The sequence below is a fragment of the Rhodococcus sp. T2V genome (assembly GCF_029269925.1).
In the GTDB taxonomy this organism is placed as follows: Bacteria; Actinomycetota; Actinomycetes; order Mycobacteriales; family Mycobacteriaceae; genus Rhodococcus_F; species Rhodococcus_F koreensis.
The window spans coordinates 116,878-134,542 of the sequence record NZ_JARJBD010000011.1 but is presented as its reverse complement, the minus strand read 5'-3'; the positions used below and the strand labels follow the sequence as shown (position 1 = coordinate 134,542).

Genomic DNA, 17,665 nt, shown 5'->3' with positions numbered 1-17,665 from the left:
CGCACTCACTCACCCCACCGCGGTCGACTCGCGTAATCCCTCGAGTTTTCCCGCCAGGCGTCCGAGGTAGGCGAGGACCTCCTGCTCGCTGCGGTCGGGCACCCCGTACACCACCTCGGTGACGCCGAGGTCCTTCCATCGGCGCAACTTGTCGACGTCCGGTTTGCCGTCGAGCACGACGATCCGCGGTTCGCCGTCCCTGCCGGCCTCGTGCCACATCCGCCGCAGCGCGGCGACCCGGTCGTCGATGTCCTGCTCGATCGGGGTGGTCATCCAGCCGTCGGCGGACTTCACGATCCACGTGAAATTCTTGTCGTTGCCGGCGGCGCCGACGACCACCGGCGGCACCCGCACCGGCTTGGGCCACGCCCAGCTCGGACCGAAGCTCACGAACTCGCCGTCGTAGGACGCCTCGTCCTGCGTCCACAGCGCGCGCATCGCCTCGAGGTACTCCCGCAGCATCGTCCGCCGCCGCCCCGGCGGGACGTTGTGGTCGGTGAGCTCGTCCAGGTTCCACCCGTACCCCACGCCGAGGATCACCCGCCCGCCGCTCAGGTGGTCGAGCGAGGCAATCGTCTTGGCCAGCGTGATCGGATCGTGCTCGACGGGCACCGCCACCGACGTGCCCAGTTCGATCCGCTCCGTGACCGCCGCCGCCGTGGCGAGCGCCACCCACGGGTCGAGGGTGCGCATGTAGCGGTCGTCGGGCAGCGACGCGTCTCCCGTCTGAGGATGCGCCGCATCGCGTTTCACCGGAATGTGCGTGTGCTCGGGCACGTAGAACGAGTCGAATCCGTTGGCCTCTGCACCCCTCGCGGCCGAGGCCGGCTCGATCCCGCGGTCACTCGTAAACAACGTTATGCCGAATTTCACGAATTCTCCTTGGCCGAGAGCCATTTCCTCCATGCACAGTAACTTCTGGACACCTGTTTATCAATTTGTCCAAACAACTCTCCAGTTCTCCGCGCGGCCGGACGAACGGGACGCTCGTCGGATCTGACGCAACGGGCGTCCCGTTCGTCCCCCAGGTGAGTGGCAATGCGTCCCCCAGCACACATCGCCACTCACCTGCTCAGGCGCCGTAGACCGGGACCGGGTCCTCCGCCTTCGCGAGCAGGTCCGCGACGACGGGCCCGATCTCCTTCGGCTCCCAGCGCGCGCCCTTGTCCTGGGTCGGGCCGTGCCGCCAGCCCTCGGCGACGGTGATCTTGCCTCCCTCGACCTCGAACACCCGCCCGCTCACATCCTTCGACTCCACACTCCCGAGCCAGACGACGAGCGGGGAGATGTTCTCCGGCGCCATCGCGTCGAAGCCCTCCTCGGGGGCGGCCATCGCCTCGGCCATCGCACCGCCTGCGCCGACGGTCATCCGGGTGCGGGCGGCGGGCGCGATCGCGTTGACGGTGACGCCGTAGTTCTTCAACTCCGCGGCCGCCTGGATGGTCAGCTCCGCGATCCCCGCCTTCGCGGCGGCGTAGTTGCCCTGCCCGATCGAGCCCTGCAGTCCGGCACCGGAACTCGTGTTGACGATCCGGGCGTCCACCGGATTGCCCGCCTTCGCCTCGGCCCGCCAGTACGCGGCGGCGTGCCGCAGCGTCGCGAAATGCCCCTTGAGATGCACGCGCACGACGGCGTCCCACTCCTGCTCGCTCATTCCCACGAGCATGCGGTCGCGCAGGAATCCGGCGTTGTTCACCAGCACGTCGAGCCGCCCGTACGTGTCGATCGCCGTCCGGATCAGGTGCTCGGCCCCGGCCCAGTCCGCGACGTCGTCGCCGTTGACGACGGCCTCGCCGCCCGCGGCCACGATCTCCGCGACCACCTGCTCGGCGGGACTCTCCCCGGTCGCGGAACCGTCGAGTCCGGCCCCGATGTCGTTGACCACGACCTTCGCCCCCTCGGCGGCGAACGCCAGCGCATGGGCGCGTCCGATTCCGCGCCCGGCGCCCGTCACGATGACGACGCGACCGTCGACCACTCCACTCATGCCTTCTCCTCTGTAGATGCTGTAACTGATGTCGATGCCGTTGCCGCCGCCAGGAAGGCTGGTCGTTCCCCGCCGCCGTGGACGGTCAGTGTCGAACCGCTGACATACGCCGCCAGCGGTGAAGCCAGGAACACCGCGCAGTTGCCGACGTCCTCGGGGCAGGCCATCCGGCCCAGCGGGACCGTGTTCCCGACCGCCGCGATCCCCGCCTCGTCCCCGTAGTGCAGGTGCGCGAGTTCGGTGCGGACCAGGCCGACGACCACCGAGTTGACCCGCACCTTCGGCGCCCACTCCACCGCCAGGCTGGTGGTCAGGCTGTCGACGCCGGCCTTCGCCGCCCCGTACGCCGCGGTGCCGGGCGAGGGCCGGGACCCGCTGACGCTGGAGATGTTGACGATCGCGCCACCCGAATCCTGCGTCTGCATCCGAGCATTCGCGACCTGCGAGACGAGCAGCGGGGCAAGGAGGTTCAGCTCGACGGTCTTCGAGTGAAACTTCGGGCTCGCGTCCGCCGCGAGGGCGAACGGCGCCCCGCCGGCGTTGTTGACCAGCACGTCGAGGCGGCCGTGCCGCTCGACGATCCGGTCGACGAGACCCTGCACCTGCTCCGGGTCGCGGATGTCGCATGGCAGGAATTCGGCGGCGCGTCCGTCCGCCTCCACGGGGTCGTCGCCCGGCCGGCGAGCGCAGGCGACCACCGTCGCCCCCGCCCGTAGGAAGGTGCGGCTGATGCCCGCGCCCACCCCGCGAACTCCGCCGGTCACGAGCACGACGCTTCCGGTCATGTTGGAACCTGTTTCCATCGTGCTACCCTACCAAGCAATTGCTTGGTGCGTGAAGTGCGGATCTGACGAGGAGAAAACAGTGGGAATTCGGAGCGAGACAGATCCGGGGGGCATCACCACGGTCACCGTCGACTACCCGCCCGTGAATGCCATCCCCTCCCGGGGCTGGTTCGAGCTGGCCGACGCCGTGCTCGACGCGGGCCGGAACCCGGACACCCACGTGGTGATCCTGCGAGCCGAGGGACGCGGGTTCAACGCCGGCGTCGACATCAAGGAAATGCAGGCCACCGACGGGTACGGCGCGCTGGTCGACGCCAACCGGGGCTGCGCGGCCGCGTTCGCCGCCGTCTACGACTGCGCCGTGCCCGTGGTGGTCGCGGTCAACGGGTTCTGCGTCGGCGGCGGCATCGGGCTGGTCGGCAACGCCGACGTGATCGTGGCATCCGACGACGCCGTCTTCGGACTGCCCGAGGTCGACCGCGGGGCGCTCGGCGCCGCCACCCACCTGGCCCGGCTCGTCCCCCAGCACATGATGCGCACCCTGTACTACACGGCGCAGAACGTCACCGCCCAGCAACTCCAGCACTTCGGGTCGGTGTACGAGGTGGTGCCGCGCGAGAAACTCGACGACACCGCCCGCGACATCGCCGCCAAGATCGCGGCCAAGGACACCCGGGTCATCCGCTGCGCCAAGGAGGCGATCAACGGCATCGACCCCGTCGACGTGAAGACCAGTTACCGCCTCGAGCAGGGCTACACCTTCGAACTCAACCTCGCGGGCGTCGCGGACGAGCACCGCGACGAGTTCGTCGAGACCGGCAAGCCCCGCTCCAACTCGAACAACAGGAAAGGCTGACATCGATGGCGAGCAAGCGCGACAAGAGGATGTCGCTCGACGACGCGGTCGGGGAACTGCGCAGCGGAATGACCATCGGCCTCGGCGGCTGGGGTTCGCGCCGCAAGCCGATGGCGCTGGTCCGGGCGCTGCTGCGCTCGGACGTCACCGACCTCACCGTCGTCACGTACGGCGGCCCCGACCTGGGGCTGCTCTGCTCGGCGGGCAAGGTGAAGAAGGCGTACTACGGGTTCGTGTCCCTCGATTCGGCCCCGTTCTACGACCCGTGGTTCGCGAAGGCGCGCACCGGCGGCGAGATCGAGGTCCGCGAAATGGACGAGGGCATGGTCAAGTGCGGACTCGAGGCCGCCGCCGCCCGGCTGCCGTTCCTGCCGATCCGCGCCGGACTCGGCTCCGACGTCCGGAACTTCTGGGGCGACGAACTGCGCACCGTAACCTCTCCCTACCCCGACGCGTCCGGCCGGTCGGAGACGCTGATCGCGATGCCGGCCCTGAATCTCGATGCGGCACTGGTGCATCTGAACCTGGGCGACAAGCACGGCAACGCCGCCTACACCGGGGTCGACCCCTACTTCGACGACCTGTACTGCGCGGCCGCCGAGAAGCGGTTCGTCTCCGTCGAACGCGTGGTGGAGACCGAGGAACTGGTGAAAACCGTTCCGCTGCAGAACCTGATCCTCAACCGCATGATGGTCGACGGCGTCGTCGAGGCACCGAACGGCGCCCACTTCACCCTCGCAGGCGACAGCTACGGCCGCGACGAGAAGTTCCAGCGCCATTACGCCGAATCGGCGAAGACCCCCGAGGGATGGCAGCAGTTCGTCGACACCTACCTGTCCGGCAGCGAGGACGACTACCAGGCGGCCGTGAAGCGATTTGCAGAGGAGTCCCAGGCATGACCGAGACCACCACCGGCGTCACCCGCGCCGAATACTGCGCGATCGCGTGCGCCGAGATCTTCTCCGGCGCAGGCGAGATCATGGCCAGCCCGATGGCGACGCTGCCGCTGATCGGCGCCCGGCTCGCGCGCCTGACCACCGAACCCGACCTGCTCATCACCGACGGCGAAGCCCTCATCTTCGCCGACACCCCCGCCGTCGGCGCGAAGGCACCGATCGAGGGCTGGATGCCGTTCCGGAAGGTGTTCGACGTCGTCGCGTCCGGTCGCCGCCACGTGGTGATGGGCGCCAACCAGATCGACCGGCACGGCAACCAGAACCTCTCGGCGTTCGGCCCGCTGCAGCAGCCGACCCGGCAGATGTTCGGCGTCCGCGGCGCGCCCGGCAACACGATCAACCACCCCACCAGCTACTGGGTGGGCAAGCACACGTCGCGGGTGTTCTGCGACCAGGTCGACATCATCTCCGGCGTCGGCTACGACCGGATCGACCCCGACAATCCGGCCTACCGGTTCCACCACCTGCACCGGGTGGTGACCAATCTCGGGGTGTTCGACTTCGGCGGACCCGGACACACGTTCCGGGCGCTGTCGCTGCACCCCGGCGTCACCGCCGAACAGGTCGCCGAGAACACCTCGTTCGAGGTCGCCGACCTGGACGATGCACCCGTCACCCGGGACCCGTCGGAGGAAGAACTGCGGCTGATCCGCGAGGTCCTCGACCCCCGCAGCCTGCGCGACCGGGAGGTGTCGGTATGAGCACGCTCCGCACCGCACTGACCGATCTGGTCGGTGTGCAGCACCCGGTCGTGCAGACCGGAATGGGCTGGGTCGCCGGACCACGACTCGTCGCGGGCACCGCCAACGCCGGCGGTCTCGGCATCCTCGCGTCGGCGACGATGACGTACGACGAACTCGACGCCGCGATCACGAAGACGAAGACGCTCACCGACAAGCCGTTCGGGGTGAACATCCGCGCCGACGCCACCGACGCCCCGCAACGCATCGACCTGCTCATCCGGGAGAACGTGCGCGTCGCGTCGTTCGCGCTGGCCCCCAAGCAGGAACTGATCGCGAAACTGAAAGCCGCCGGGGTGGTGGTCATTCCGTCGATCGGCGCCGCGAAACACGCCAAGAAGGTGGCGTCGTGGGGAGCCGACGCGGTGATCGTGCAGGGCGGCGAGGGCGGCGGTCACACCGGCCCCGTCGCCACCACCCTGCTGCTGCCGTCGGTGCTCGACGCCGTCGACATCCCCGTCGTCGCCGCGGGCGGCTTCTACGACGGCCGCGGGCTCGCCGCCGCCCTCGCCTACGGCGCCGCCGGCGTCGCGATGGGCACCCGCTTCCTGCTCACCCAGGAATCGACGGTCCCCGACTCCGTCAAACAGGAATACCTCGCCCGCGGACTGCAGGACACCACCGTCTCCCGCAAGGTCGACGGCATGCCCCACCGGGTCCTCAACACCGAACTCGTCGACAGCCTCGAACACTCCGGCAACGTCCGCGGGCTGGTCGCCGCCGCGCGCAACGCGTCCAAGTTCAAGGCCATGACCGGCATGAAATGGTCGACGCTCGTCAAGGACGGTCTCGCCATGAAGAAGTCCGGCGACCGCACCTGGCAGCAGATCATCATGGCCGCCAACACCCCGATGCTGCTCAAGGCCGGGCTCGTCGACGGCAACACCCACGCCGGTGTCCTCGCCTCCGGTCAGGTCGTCGGGCTGCTCGACGACCTGCCCACGTGCAAGGACCTCATCGACGGCATCGTCGCCGACGCGATCAAACGCATCGACGCCCTCGGCGCCCTCCGCGCCTGAGACCGAACGAACGGGACGCTCGTTGGATCTGACGCAACGAGCGTCCCGTTCGTCCGGCTAGGAAGAAGCGGCCTTCGCCGCGCTCAGCTGGATGACGCGGCCTTCGCCGCGCTCAGCTGGATGACGCGGCCTTCGCCGCGATGCGCGCCCGGACCTCCGGCCGTCGCAGCGGGGGCACTGTCTGCGGTGGCTGCTTGCGCGCCGGCAGTGCGGCGAGGAGTTTCGTGGTGGCCTCGGTGACGACGGCTACCGCCTCCTCGAACGGTTCACGGTTGGCGTCGGAGAGCTTCTGGATTCCGCTGACCTTCCGGACGTATTGACGCGCCGCCGCCTCGATCTCCTCCGCGGTGGCCGCCGGTTCGAGTCCGCGCAGCTCGGTGATGTTTCGGCACATGACTCGACGATAGCGCCGACGCCTCAGCTGCGGGCGGGCTCCAGGGCGTCGGCGTCCGCGGGTGCGGCGTCGGGTTCGACGTCCGGGAGCGGGGTGCGGGACCGCGCGGCCACGACCGCGGCGCCGAGCAGGACCAGGGCGACGAGGCACTGCGAGCTGCCGATCACCTCGCGGACGGCGGCCTCCACCCAGCCGGACGAGGACGACTGCAGCACGAAGTTGGGGCCGATCAGGAAGATCAGCGTTGCGGCGCCGACCGCCGGCCGCCAGCTGCGGTACTGCGGTGCGATCAGGATCGGAATCAGCAGGATGCTGTATGCCCAGTGGTGGGTGACGGCGAACGGCGCCGCGAGCAGCGAAGCCAGGGCCACGATCGACAGTGCGATCAGGTGCTCACCCGACCGGGTGAACCGGTACGCCGACCATGCGGCGGCGGAGACGATGACGGCCGCGCTGAGCACCCAGAGGATGCCGGCCAGTCGGCCCTCCGCCCCGAGCCGGGCGATGACGCCGGTGACGGCCTGGTTGCGGAAGAAGTCGGGCGCGCCCGCACGGCCGGTGGCGAAGAATTCGGTGGTCCAGAACCACACCGACGACTGCGGCAGCAGCCAGAAACCGAGTCCGACGGTGACGAGGATCGTGGCGAGCGACCGTCCGATCGAGCGGAAGTCGCGGCGGACGAGCAGGACGAGCAGGAAGGCTGCGGGGGTGATCTTGATTGCGGCGGCGAGGCCGATCGCGATTCCGCGGAACCTCTTCGGGATCACCCCGGTGCAGTCGGCGACCACGAGCGCCATCAGGATGATGTTGATCTGACCGAAGTCGAAGTTCGAGCGCATCGGTTCGAGGAGCAGTACCGGGCCCATCGACAGCAGAGCGAGAAGTTCGGGGCGGCGGACGTCGAGTTTCGACAGCGCCACCTTGACCATCCACCACACGAGCCCGAGGTTGAGGGCGCACCACAGCGCCTGCAGGACCGCGGGGTCGATCTCCGCCATCGGTGCGAAGAGGATCGCCGCGAACGGTGCGTAGATGAACCTGAACCCGGAACTGCTCGGGAAGTCCGCGGAGTAGAGCGGCAACCCGCTGACGAAGGCGTGGCCGGCGTCGCGGAACACGGAGAGGTCCATCAGGTAGCCCGTTGCCGCATCGAACTCTCGGTAAGCCACCACCCCCACGGAGAGAACGCCCACGAGGAGCGCGGCGGCATGGAGACGATAATCCCTGAACTTCGATTCACTCTGTAACAAGAATTTGTTCTTTCATGATCGGCGTCGTGGTCAACGATCCACCGTAGCGGGCCGTGACCCAATCGTGACAAAGGCGAGGTCGTGGCGCCCGAACCGCACGCTTCGTCATAGTTTATTTAGACTGGTATATTTCGATCATGCCCGGACGCGCCCTCGACAATCCCCTCGTCCTGCCGGTGCTCGGACTGCTTCTCGAATCGCCGATGCACCCGTACCAGATGGAGGTCACGCTGCGTGAGCGCAGCGAGGAGGGCCAGTGGCCGCTCAACCGCGGCTCGCTGAACAATGTGGTCGCCGCCCTCGCGGCGGCGGGCTGGATCGAGGAACACGAACGCGCGCAACGGGAGGGTCGGCCCGTCCGCACCGTCTACGCCCTCACCGACGCGGGACGAGCGGAACTGGTGAGCCGACTGGACATCCAGATCCGCAGCGCCGCACGGGAGTTCTCACCGTTCTTCGCCGCGATCAGCTACCTCGGCGCGCTGGGGCGCGAGGGCGCCGTCGACGCGCTCACCGAACGGGCCCAACGACTCACCGCGAGAATCGAATCCGACCACACGAAGCTCACCCGCGCGCTCGGCGACGGAGTGCCCGCCCTGTTCGTCGTCGAGGCGGACTACGCACTCCACGCCGCACGGGCAGAGCTGGACTGGATCGCGTCGACGATCGCCGGCATCCGCGACGGACGCCTCGCGTGGCCCGAACCGATCAGCCCGTCCCGAACGTCCCTTCGAGCCGGTTCCGCGAACCGGGGTGCACGAGACGTGCGGCGCTGACGAGTCCTCGGGACGACCAGGTGCGGCGTCGGATCAGCAGGCAGGGTTCGGAACGCTCGATGTGGAGGAGCCGGCATTCCTCGGGGGATCCGAGGATCGCTTCGACGACGTGCTCACCCCTCGTCAGCGGAGCTTCCACGCTCAGATAGTGATTGGGCGTCTGCTGGGTGAAGTCCTGATCGAGATAGCCGGGCGCCTCGGCGGGATTGACGAACCGGTCTTCGAGCTGGATCGGTGTGTCGTCCTCGTAGTGGATCATCAGCGAGTGGAACACCTTGCCGCGGATCGAATCCCGGATGAAGGCGTTGGCCGGATCGGCGTCTTCCTCACGCACGTACACCACTTCGGTCCGGTGGCGGTGTCCGCGTTGCTGGATCTCGTCGGCGATGTTCTTGACCTCGAACAGCGGCGACGCCGTCTTCGTGGCCGCCACGAACGTGCCCACCCCCATCAGGCGCACCACGAGGCCTTCGGCGCTGAGTTCGCGCAGCGCGCGGTTGATGGTCATGCGGGACAGCCCCAGTGCGCCGACGAGCTGATTCTCCGAGGGCAGTTGATCGCCCTCCTGCCAGCGGCCGGCGTTGATCTGCGACACGATCAGGTGCTTGACGCGTTCGTACGCCGGGGCCGACTCCGTCCCCGGTCCGTTGTACAACGCAGCCAGCTCCGCGTCGACTACTGCGATCTCTACCACTGACACCCATTCCTCTGCGGCACCGACGACCTTCCCGTGCAGTCGGCCGTCTGCAGTCTATCGGCCGACTGCACGGGTGAGCCGCAATCGCGCGGTGCGCCCGATGTCACCTCACCATGCTGCGGAGTTGCCTGGTCGCGACGGACAGGGCGGCCAGGTCGTGCTCCCCCGATTCCGTGACGGCGTCGAGGGTGTGGCGGGCGCGCGCCAACCGGGCGGCGTTGCGGTCCTCCCACTCCCCGATCTTCTGTTCCGCCGTGTCCGCGACTTCGCTGCCCGCGATCACGTCGAGGCACAGGGCCCGCACCGTGTCGTACAACTCGTCGCGCAGCGACAACCGGGCCAGCGCGTTCCACCGCGTACCCCGTCCCAGCTGCGAGACCCCCACCAGGAGGTGAACCAGGCCGAGGCACTCCCCGAGCCGGTAGTACACCTCGGCCACCTCGCGGGGGTCTCGCTGGGTGATGTCGGCGATCTCGACGATGTCGAGCAGCGCGAACCGGTCGAGCAGCAGTTGGACGCGCCCGGCCAGGGCTGCGGGGACACCGCGGGCCGCCAGCGCCGCCGTGCGGCTGCGGAGACTCTCCGCGTCCTCGCCGCACAGCCAGCCCGCGACGTGCGGTGTCAGGTCCGCGACCCGGTCACGGAATCGGCTGATCTCCGCCCCGACCGCGAGCGGCTGGGGCCTGCGGGTGAGCATCCACCGCGACGCCCGGTCGAGCAGCCGCCGGGTGAACAGCGTCAACTCGTCCGAGAGCGCGGCGTCGAGGTCGGCGTCCCGGATGTCGCGGCGCAGCGACGGCAGGTCGAACACCTCCGAGACCACCGCGAACGCGCGCACGGCGTCGGCGCCGCTCGCACCGGCCTCCTCCCCCAGCCGGAAGGCGTACGTGATGCCGCCGTTGTCGACGACGTCGTTGGTGAGGACCGTCGCGACGATCTCCCGGCGCAGCGGGTGTTCGCCGATGGCGTCGCCGAACGACTCCCGGAGTCTGCGCGGGAAGTACCCGGCGAGGGCGTCCGCGAACGCCGGGCTGTCGGGCAGGTCGCCGGCGAGCAGGTCCGATTTCAGCGCCAGTTTGACGTGGGCCATGAGCGTCGCGAGTTCCGGCGAAGTGAGTCCCGCCTCCGCGCGTTCCCGGGCGGCGATCTCCTTCCGGGACGGCAGCACCTCGATGGCGCGGTCCAGACCGTGGCGGCCCTCCAGGTGGCCGATGAGCCGTCCGTGCACCGCGAGGGACGCGGCGGCGTCGGCCCGGCTCGTGCCGAGCACGTCGTTCTGGGCGACGTTGTCGGACAGCACGAGACGCGACACCTCCCCGGACATCTCGGCGAGCAGACCCGCGCGGTCCTCCGCGGCGAGACGGCCGCCGCTGACCAGGGCGTCGAGCAGGACCTTGATGTTGACCTCGTGGTCGGAGCAGTCCACGCCCGCCGAGTTGTCGAGGGCGTCCGTGTTGATCCGCCGGCCGTTGCGGGAGAATTCGATGCGTCCCAGCTGGGTGAGGCCGAGGTTGCCGCCCTCACCGATCACCCGCGCCCGGACGTCGGCGCCGTCCACCCGCACGCCGTCGTTGCCCTTGTCGCCCACGTCGAGGTGGGTTTCGGTGCCCGCCTTCACGTAGGTCCCGATCCCGCCGTTCCACAGCAGGTCCACCGGTGCCCGCAGGATCGCGCGAACCAGGTCGGGTGGCGACAGTTCGGTGGTCCCGGGCGCCAACCCGAGCGCGCGCCGCGCCTCCTCGCTGACCGGAACGCTCTTCCTCGACCGTTCCCACACACCGCCGCCCGCGCTGATCAGGTCGGGCGCATAGTCGGCCCACGACGACCGCGGCATCGCGAACAGGCGTTCCCGCTCCGCGAAGGAGGTGGCCGCGTCGGGGTTCGGGTCGAGGAACACGTGCCGGTGATCGAACGCGGCCACGAGCCGGATGTGCGGGCTGGCCAGCATTCCGTTGCCGAACACGTCGCCGCTCATGTCGCCGATCCCGACGGCGGTGAACTCCTCCGATTGGGTGTCGACCCCCATCTCCCGGAAGTGCCGTTTCACGCTCTCCCACGCGCCGCGGGCGGTGATGCCGAGCGCCTTGTGGTCGTACCCGACGGATCCGCCGGACGCGAACGCGTCACCGAGCCAGAATCCATATTGCGCCGCAACGTCGTTCGCGATGTCGGAGAACGTCGCGGTGCCCTTGTCCGCGGCGACGACGAGGTAGGTGTCGTCGCCGTCGTGCCGCACCACCCGGGGCGCCGGGATCACGGCGCCGCTCGCGAGGTCCACGTTGTCGGTGACGTCCAGCAGTCCACTGATGAAGCTGCGGTAGCAGCGCACACCCTCGGCGCGCTGCGCGTCCCGATCCCGCGCCGGGTCCCCGGTGGGTGCCGGCGGACGCGCGACGACGAATCCGCCCTTCGCGCCGACGGGCACGATCACCGAGTTCTTGACCGCCTGCGCCTTCACCAGTCCCAGCACCTCGGTGCGGAAGTCCTCCTTGCGGTCGGACCACCGCAGGCCCCCTCGCGCGACGGCGCCGAATCGCATGTGCACACCCTCGACCCACGGCGAGTAGACGTAGATCTCGAAGCGGGGCCGCGGCTGCGGCAGTTCGGGGATCCGCTGCGGATCGAATTTGAACGACAGGACCTCCCGTTCCCGGCCCGTACGGACGTAGCGGTTGGTGCGCAGGGTCGCCAGGACCACATTGAGGTAGGCGCGCAGGATGCGGTCGGCGTCGAGACCGAGCACGTCGCCGATCGCCGTTTCCAGCGAGCCGACCAGTTCGCCGGACTCCGTCGCGGCGTCCGGATCGAACCTCGCGGCGAACAGCCGGATCAGCGCCTGCGAGATCTCCGGGTTATCCCCGAGGACCGTCGCGATGTGGTTCTGGCTGTACGGGAACCCGCCCTGCCGGAGGTAGCGCGCGTACGCCCGCAGCACCTCCACCTCTCGCCAGTCGAGACCCGCCCGGAGTACGAGTTCGTTGAAACTGTCGGTCTCCGCACGGGATTCCCAGGCCGCGGCGAACGTGTCCGTGAAGCGGTGCGGCAATGCGTCGTCCGCCGGCCCGGCCGCTGTGTGGCGAATCCCGAATTCGTACATCCAGCAGTCGGTTCCACGGCTGTTCGCGACCGTGTACGGGCGCTCGTCGAGGACCGCGACACCCATGCTCTGCAGGATCGGGAGCACGTCGCTGAGCGAGGCGGGGGCGCCGCCGACGAAGAAGGTGAAACGCCAGTCGGCGGCCTGCGTGTCGAGTCGCGTCTCGATCGCGCCGTCCGTCAGTGCCTCGAACACCGCGACGTCCGTCCGGGCGCGCCGGGCGTCGAAGTCGTGCTTGTACACCGCGGGGAAGTTCTCCGAATAGTGTGCGAGGAGTTCGCGTTCGGTTGCGTCGAACTCGTCGTGGAACCGGTCGTCCCAGGTCCGGCAGGCCCGGGCGATCCGGCGCTGAATGTCCAGTCGCCGCGCGTCCGTAACCTCGGTGCCCGAAGGAACGCGCATCGTGAAATGCACCATCGCCAGCGGGTACTCGGACACGTTCGTGGTGTATTCGACGGCGGTGCCGTTCAACTCGTCGAGGAGGACCTGCTGGGCCGCCAGGCGCGTCCGCGTGTTGTACCGATCCCGGGGGATGAACACCAGCGCCGACATGCTGTCGCCGGGGACGTCCGTGCGCAGGAAGAGGTGGATGTGTTCGCGCGCGGTGATGCCGGCGACCTCGGTGAGGGCCGAATGCAGTGAGTCCGGGCTCGCCGCGAACAACTCGGTCAGCGGCAGCGCCTGCACGACCTGCAGCACGGCCTGCCCGGAGAAGGAGTCGATGTCGAAGCCGGCGCGGTCGAGCAGGGCCCGCACCCGGCGGCCGGCACCCGGGATGTCCAGGACGTTCTCGTGCCTGCCCGCGGGCGTGAACACGCCGACGAAGCGGTGCTCCACCCCCGCGGCCCGGACGCCGACAAAGGACGGATACGCCGAACGGTGCACGGACACCGGGAGCGCCGCCTGCCCGATCGCCAGGACCGGGCCGGATTCGGTGGCCGGCGCCCGGTCGCCCTCCCGGTCGTGGAGGACGCCGAGACTCTCCCGGGGTGTGCCGTCGGCGTCGTACCGCGCGTATCCGAGGACGGTGAAGTTGCCCGCCTCGCACCAGCGCAGGAAGGCGGCGGCCTCCCGGAGTTCTTCGGACAGCGCGTCCTGCCCGGACTGCGCGTCGAGTTGCTCGGACACCTGGATCTGGAGTTCGCGCATCCGCGCCAGATCCGCGTTGACCCGCCGCACGTCGGCGAGGACGGCAGCCAGGGATTCGACGAGTGCGGCGACGACCGTCTCGTGGGTGTCGGCGCGAAGCCCCACGTGGATCCAGGACTCCGCCGTCCCCGCGTCGGTGGCCGGACGCACGTCGGTGAGGGTGCCCGACTCCGCGCGGCGGGCGGCGACGACCGGGTGCAGTACCTCCTCGATGGGGGCGCCGACCCGGGCCGCGGTGAGGAGTACCGATTCGACGAGCAGCGCCATGTCGTCGGTGACGATCTGCACGGCGGGTCCGATCCCGCTGGGGTCTGTGGCGTCGATGCCGCGCACGACCGCGGTCCCGGGGATCCGGTGCCGTCCCGTCTCGAGATGTGTGTGCGCGATCCGATCACGCGCCTCGGAATCGGTGTTGTCAGCGGAGGGGTGACCTGCGGTGCGGAGGTAGAGGTCGAGGAAGCGCTCGCGCGCCTCCTGATCGGAAAACAGCTGCTCATCGCGCTCGAGCGGATGTGAGGACGTCGAAATTACTCTCATGTCAGTACCTTCCGTCGGGAGCATCGGGACTCCCGGCTGGTGCAGTGGCGGGCCGGCACGCTTCTCGGCTGGGTCCTTGGAGAACGCTTGACAGGGGGTTGTCTATACAGGACTATACATCTAAGGCGATAAAAAACGTGAGTCAGAGCACACTGGATTCAGGACATGGGACAGAGCACCCGGGACCGACCAGAAGCTGCCGGACTCGTCACAGAGAGACAACAGGCCATGACACACGAGGGACCTCCCGAGATCAGCCTCGCGCCGGAGCGTCGCACCATCGACGTCGTTCCGGACGACGAGCGCCACGGATCTCCGCGCAGCCAGTTCACGCTCTGGTTCGGCGCCAACATGCAGATCACCGCGATCGTGGACGGCGCCCTGGCGGTCGTCTTCGGCGCCGACGCGCTGTGGGCGATCGTCGGCCTGCTGATCGGCAACATCTTCGGCGGTGCCGTCATGGCCCTGCACTCCGCTCAGGGACCGCGTCTCGGCCTGCCGCAGATGATCTCGAGCCGGGCCCAGTTCGGCGTCCTCGGCGCCGTGCTCCCGCTCGTCCTCGTCGTCCTGATGTATCTCGGCTTCGCCGCGACCGGCAGCGTCCTCGCCGGTCAGGCCGTGAACGAGATCCTCCACATCGACAATGCCACCGTCGGCATCCTCATCTTCGGCGCGATGACCGCGTTCGTGGCGGTGACCGGGTACAAGCTCATCCACGTGGTCGGCAAGATCGCGACCGTCGTTGGCATCATCGGCTTCACCTACCTGCTGATCCGCTTGTTCGCCGAGTACGACGTGGCCGCGTTCGTCGGGATCAAGGGCTTCGACATCGTCACGTTCCTCCTCGCGATCTCGCTCGGCGCCGGCTGGCAGCTGACGTTCGGACCGTACGTCGCGGACTACTCCCGCTACCTGCCGCGCTCGACGAGCGAGCGGAAGACCTTCTGGTCGACGTTCGCGGGCAGCGTGATCGGCTCGCAGTGGTCGATGACGCTGGGCGCGCTCGTCGCCGCCGTCGCCGGCGACGCGTTCCTCAGCGACCAGGTCGGCTTCATCGGCGAACTCGCCGGACCCGCCGTCATCGCCCTGATGATCTACCTGGTGATCCTGGTCGGGAAGCTCACCGTCAACTGCCTCAACGCGTACGGCGGATTCATGTCGATCCTCACCACCGTGACCGCGTTCAACGGGCAGTCGCGCATCTCGTCCCGGGCCCGCACCCTGTACATCATCGGGTTCGTCGCGGTGTCGATGCTGATCGCGATCGGCGCCAGCGCCGACTTCCTCAACAACTTCAAGAACTTCGTCCTCGTGCTGCTGATGGTCTTCACCCCCTGGAGCGCCATCAACCTGATCGACTACTACCTCATCTCCAAGGAGCGCGTGGACATCCCGGCCCTGTACGACCCGGCGGGCCGCTACGGCCGCTGGAACACGACCGCGATGAGCTGCTACGCCATCGGCGTCGTCGCGCAGATCCCGTTCCTCGCGCAGAAGCTCTACACCGGCCCGGTGACGGACATGCTGGGCGGCGCGGACATCTCCTGGATCGTCGGCATCGTCTTCACCGCCGCGATCTACTACCCGCTCGCACGGCGCAGCAGCAACCCGCCCCCGGCCATGATCTACCCGGAAAACACCGCCATGGCCGATTCTCGACAGTGAATCACGCTGACCCCCAGACTCTTCCACCTCTCTCGTTCGACCATCAAGGAGTACACGACATGACCACCACGACGCCTCCGGTTTCCGGACCCCGCCACGTGTCGGCGCCCCGCGGCACCGAATTGACGACCCTCGGCTGGCAGCAAGAAGGCGCCCTGCGCATGCTGATGAACAACCTCGACCCCGAGGTCGCCGAGCACCCCGACTCGCTCGTCGTCTACGGCGGCACCGGCAAGGCCGCGCGCAGCTGGGAAGCGTTCGACGCGATGGTCCGCACGCTGAAGACCTTGAAGTCGGACGAGACGATGCTGGTGCAGTCCGGCAAGCCGGTCGGTGTGTTCCGCACCAGCGAGTGGGCGCCCCGCGTCCTGCTCGCGAACTCGAACCTGGTGGGCGACTGGGCCAACTGGGAAGAGTTCCGCAAGCTCGACGCCCTCGGCCTCATCATGTACGGGCAGATGACCGCCGGATCCTGGATCTACATCGGCACGCAGGGCATCCTGCAGGGCACGTACGAGACGTTCGGCGCCGTTGCCCGCAAGCGCTTCGGCGGCTCGCTGGCCGGCACCATCACCCTGACCGCGGGCCTCGGCGGCATGGGCGGCGCCCAGCCCCTCGCCGTGACGATGAACGACGGCGTCGCGATCTGCGTCGACTGCGACGTCACCCGCATCGACCGCCGGATCGCGCACAAGTACCTCGACACCAAGGCCACCGACATCCACGACGCCCTGCGTCTGGCGATCGAGGCCCGCGACGCGAAGCGCCCGCTGTCCATCGGGCTCGAAGGCAACGCCGCCGAGATCTTCCCCGAACTGCTCGCGATGAACGCCCCCATCGACATCGTCACCGACCAGACGTCGGCACACGACCCGCTGTCGTACCTGCCGCTCGGCATCGACTTCGCCGACATGAAGGCGATGGCCGACAAGGACCCGGTGAAGTTCACCGAGGACTCCCGCGCGTCGATGGCCCGCCACGTCGCCGCCATGGTCGGCTTCCTCGACAAGGGCGCCGAGGTGTTCGACTACGGCAACTCCATCCGTGACGAGGCCCGCAAGGCCGGCTACTACCGCGCGTTCGACTTCCCCGGATTCGTGCCCGCCTACATCCGTCCGCTGTTCGAGGAGGGCCTCGGCCCGTTCCGCTGGGCGGCGCTGTCGGGCGACCCGAAGGACATCGAGGCCACCGACAAGGCGATCCTCGAACTGTTCCCCGAGAACGAGCACCTCAAGCGCTGGATCACGATGGCAGGCGAAAAGGTGGCGTTCGAGGGTCTGCCGGCCCGGATCTGCTGGCTCGGCTACGGCGAACGGCACAGGGCAGGCCTGAAGTTCAACGAGATGGTGGCGTCCGGTGAGCTGTCGGCGCCCGTCGCCATCGGTCGCGACCACCTCGATTCCGGATCGGTCGCGTCGCCGTACCGGGAGACCGAGTCGATGCTCGACGGCTCCGACGCGATCGCCGACTGGCCGCTGCTCAACGCGCTCGTCAACACCGCGTCGGGCGCGTCGTGGGTGTCCATCCACCAGGGCGGCGGGGTCGGCATGGGCCGGTCCATCCACGCCGGTCAGGTGTGCATCGCGGACGGCACCGACCTGGCCGCGGAGAAGTTGGAGCGGGTCCTGACCAACGACCCCGGCATGGGCGTCATCCGGCACGTCGACGCCGGATACGACCACGCCGCCGACGTCGCCCGCGAGCGCGGCGTCCGCGTGCCGATGTCCGAGGGATGACCAACCGCCCGAGCGACCGTA

General features: G+C 68.8%; 14 protein-coding genes. 7 read left to right on the top strand and 7 right to left on the bottom strand.

The window, feature by feature from the left end; all coding sequences use genetic code 11:
- Window positions 1–9: 9 nt before the first annotated feature.
- From P3H15_RS12620 to P3H15_RS12610, 3 genes are all read right to left on the bottom strand, one after another.
- On the bottom strand, window positions 10–873 hold the full coding sequence (locus P3H15_RS12620; protein ID WP_276137537.1) for an LLM class F420-dependent oxidoreductase: 864 nt from the start codon (window positions 871–873) through the stop codon (window positions 10–12).
- Window positions 874–1,072: 199 nt separating this feature from the next.
- Complete coding sequence (locus tag P3H15_RS12615; RefSeq protein ID WP_276137536.1) at window positions 1,073–1,987, bottom strand: SDR family oxidoreductase; 915 nt, start codon at window positions 1,985–1,987, stop codon at window positions 1,073–1,075.
- The gene (locus P3H15_RS12610; protein WP_276137535.1) at window positions 1,984–2,790 is read right to left on the bottom strand and encodes an SDR family oxidoreductase; all 807 of its coding nucleotides are present in this window, start codon (window positions 2,788–2,790) and stop codon (window positions 1,984–1,986) included. Before P3H15_RS12610 ends, P3H15_RS12615 begins: the two co-directional genes overlap by 4 nt.
- 61 nt (window positions 2,791–2,851) lie before the next feature.
- Here P3H15_RS12610 and echA20 point away from each other — a divergent pair, with 61 nt between their 5' ends.
- From echA20 to ipdC, 4 genes are read left to right on the top strand one after another with little or no spacing between them, the layout of a single operon-like run.
- Window positions 2,852–3,628 (top strand): (7aS)-7a-methyl-1,5-dioxo-2,3,5,6,7,7a-hexahydro-1H-indene-carboxyl-CoA hydrolase, encoded by a 777-nt coding sequence (echA20, locus tag P3H15_RS12605; RefSeq protein ID WP_087558144.1) that lies wholly within the window; start codon window positions 2,852–2,854, stop codon window positions 3,626–3,628.
- Window positions 3,629–3,633: 5 nt separating this feature from the next.
- Window positions 3,634–4,527, top strand: a complete 894-nt coding sequence (ipdA, locus tag P3H15_RS12600) for a cholesterol ring-cleaving hydrolase subunit IpdA (RefSeq protein WP_124390159.1) — start codon at window positions 3,634–3,636, stop codon at window positions 4,525–4,527.
- Window positions 4,524–5,285 carry a cholesterol ring-cleaving hydrolase subunit IpdB gene (ipdB, locus tag P3H15_RS12595; RefSeq protein ID WP_276137534.1) on the top strand — a complete coding sequence of 254 codons (762 nt, stop codon included), beginning with the start codon at window positions 4,524–4,526 and terminating at the stop codon, window positions 5,283–5,285. Before ipdA ends, ipdB begins: the two co-directional genes overlap by 4 nt.
- Window positions 5,282–6,343 (top strand): (3aS,4S,5R,7aS)-5-hydroxy-7a-methyl-1-oxo-octahydro-1H-indene-4-carboxyl-CoA dehydrogenase, encoded by a 1,062-nt coding sequence (gene ipdC / locus P3H15_RS12590; protein WP_276137533.1) that lies wholly within the window; start codon window positions 5,282–5,284, stop codon window positions 6,341–6,343. Before ipdB ends, ipdC begins: the two co-directional genes overlap by 4 nt.
- 112 nt (window positions 6,344–6,455) lie before the next feature.
- On the opposite strand, the gene P3H15_RS12585 is transcribed toward ipdC, so the two are convergent.
- Together P3H15_RS12585 and P3H15_RS12580 are read right to left on the bottom strand one after the other, a co-directional pair.
- The gene (locus P3H15_RS12585) at window positions 6,456–6,737 is read right to left on the bottom strand and encodes a DUF2277 domain-containing protein (protein WP_072938852.1); all 282 of its coding nucleotides are present in this window, start codon (window positions 6,735–6,737) and stop codon (window positions 6,456–6,458) included.
- A 23-nt stretch (window positions 6,738–6,760) separates the two neighbouring features.
- Window positions 6,761–7,987 (bottom strand): glycosyltransferase family 87 protein, encoded by a 1,227-nt coding sequence (locus P3H15_RS12580; RefSeq protein WP_276137532.1) that lies wholly within the window; start codon window positions 7,985–7,987, stop codon window positions 6,761–6,763.
- A 137-nt stretch (window positions 7,988–8,124) separates the two neighbouring features.
- Between P3H15_RS12580 and P3H15_RS12575 the strand changes: the two genes are divergently transcribed.
- The gene (locus P3H15_RS12575) at window positions 8,125–8,763 is read left to right on the top strand and encodes a PadR family transcriptional regulator (RefSeq protein WP_276137531.1); all 639 of its coding nucleotides are present in this window, start codon (window positions 8,125–8,127) and stop codon (window positions 8,761–8,763) included.
- Here P3H15_RS12575 and hutC read toward each other — a convergent pair.
- Together hutC and P3H15_RS12565 are read right to left on the bottom strand one after the other, a co-directional pair.
- Window positions 8,696–9,463 (bottom strand): histidine utilization repressor, encoded by a 768-nt coding sequence (hutC, locus tag P3H15_RS12570; RefSeq protein WP_072938860.1) that lies wholly within the window; start codon window positions 9,461–9,463, stop codon window positions 8,696–8,698. The two genes, P3H15_RS12575 and hutC, sit on opposite strands and share 68 nt — an antisense overlap.
- Before the next feature lie 100 nt (window positions 9,464–9,563).
- Window positions 9,564–14,243, bottom strand: a complete 4,680-nt coding sequence (locus P3H15_RS12565) for an NAD-glutamate dehydrogenase (RefSeq protein ID WP_276137530.1) — start codon at window positions 14,241–14,243, stop codon at window positions 9,564–9,566.
- Window positions 14,244–14,471: 228 nt separating this feature from the next.
- Between P3H15_RS12565 and P3H15_RS12560 the strand changes: the two genes are divergently transcribed.
- Entirely contained in the window at window positions 14,472–15,908 is a 1,437-nt protein-coding gene (locus tag P3H15_RS12560) for a cytosine permease (RefSeq protein WP_276137529.1), read from the top strand.
- 59 nt (window positions 15,909–15,967) lie between these two features.
- Window positions 15,968–17,644 carry a urocanate hydratase gene (gene hutU / locus P3H15_RS12555; protein ID WP_276137528.1) on the top strand — a complete coding sequence of 559 codons (1,677 nt, stop codon included), beginning with the start codon at window positions 15,968–15,970 and terminating at the stop codon, window positions 17,642–17,644.
- Window positions 17,645–17,665 lie beyond the last annotated feature (21 nt).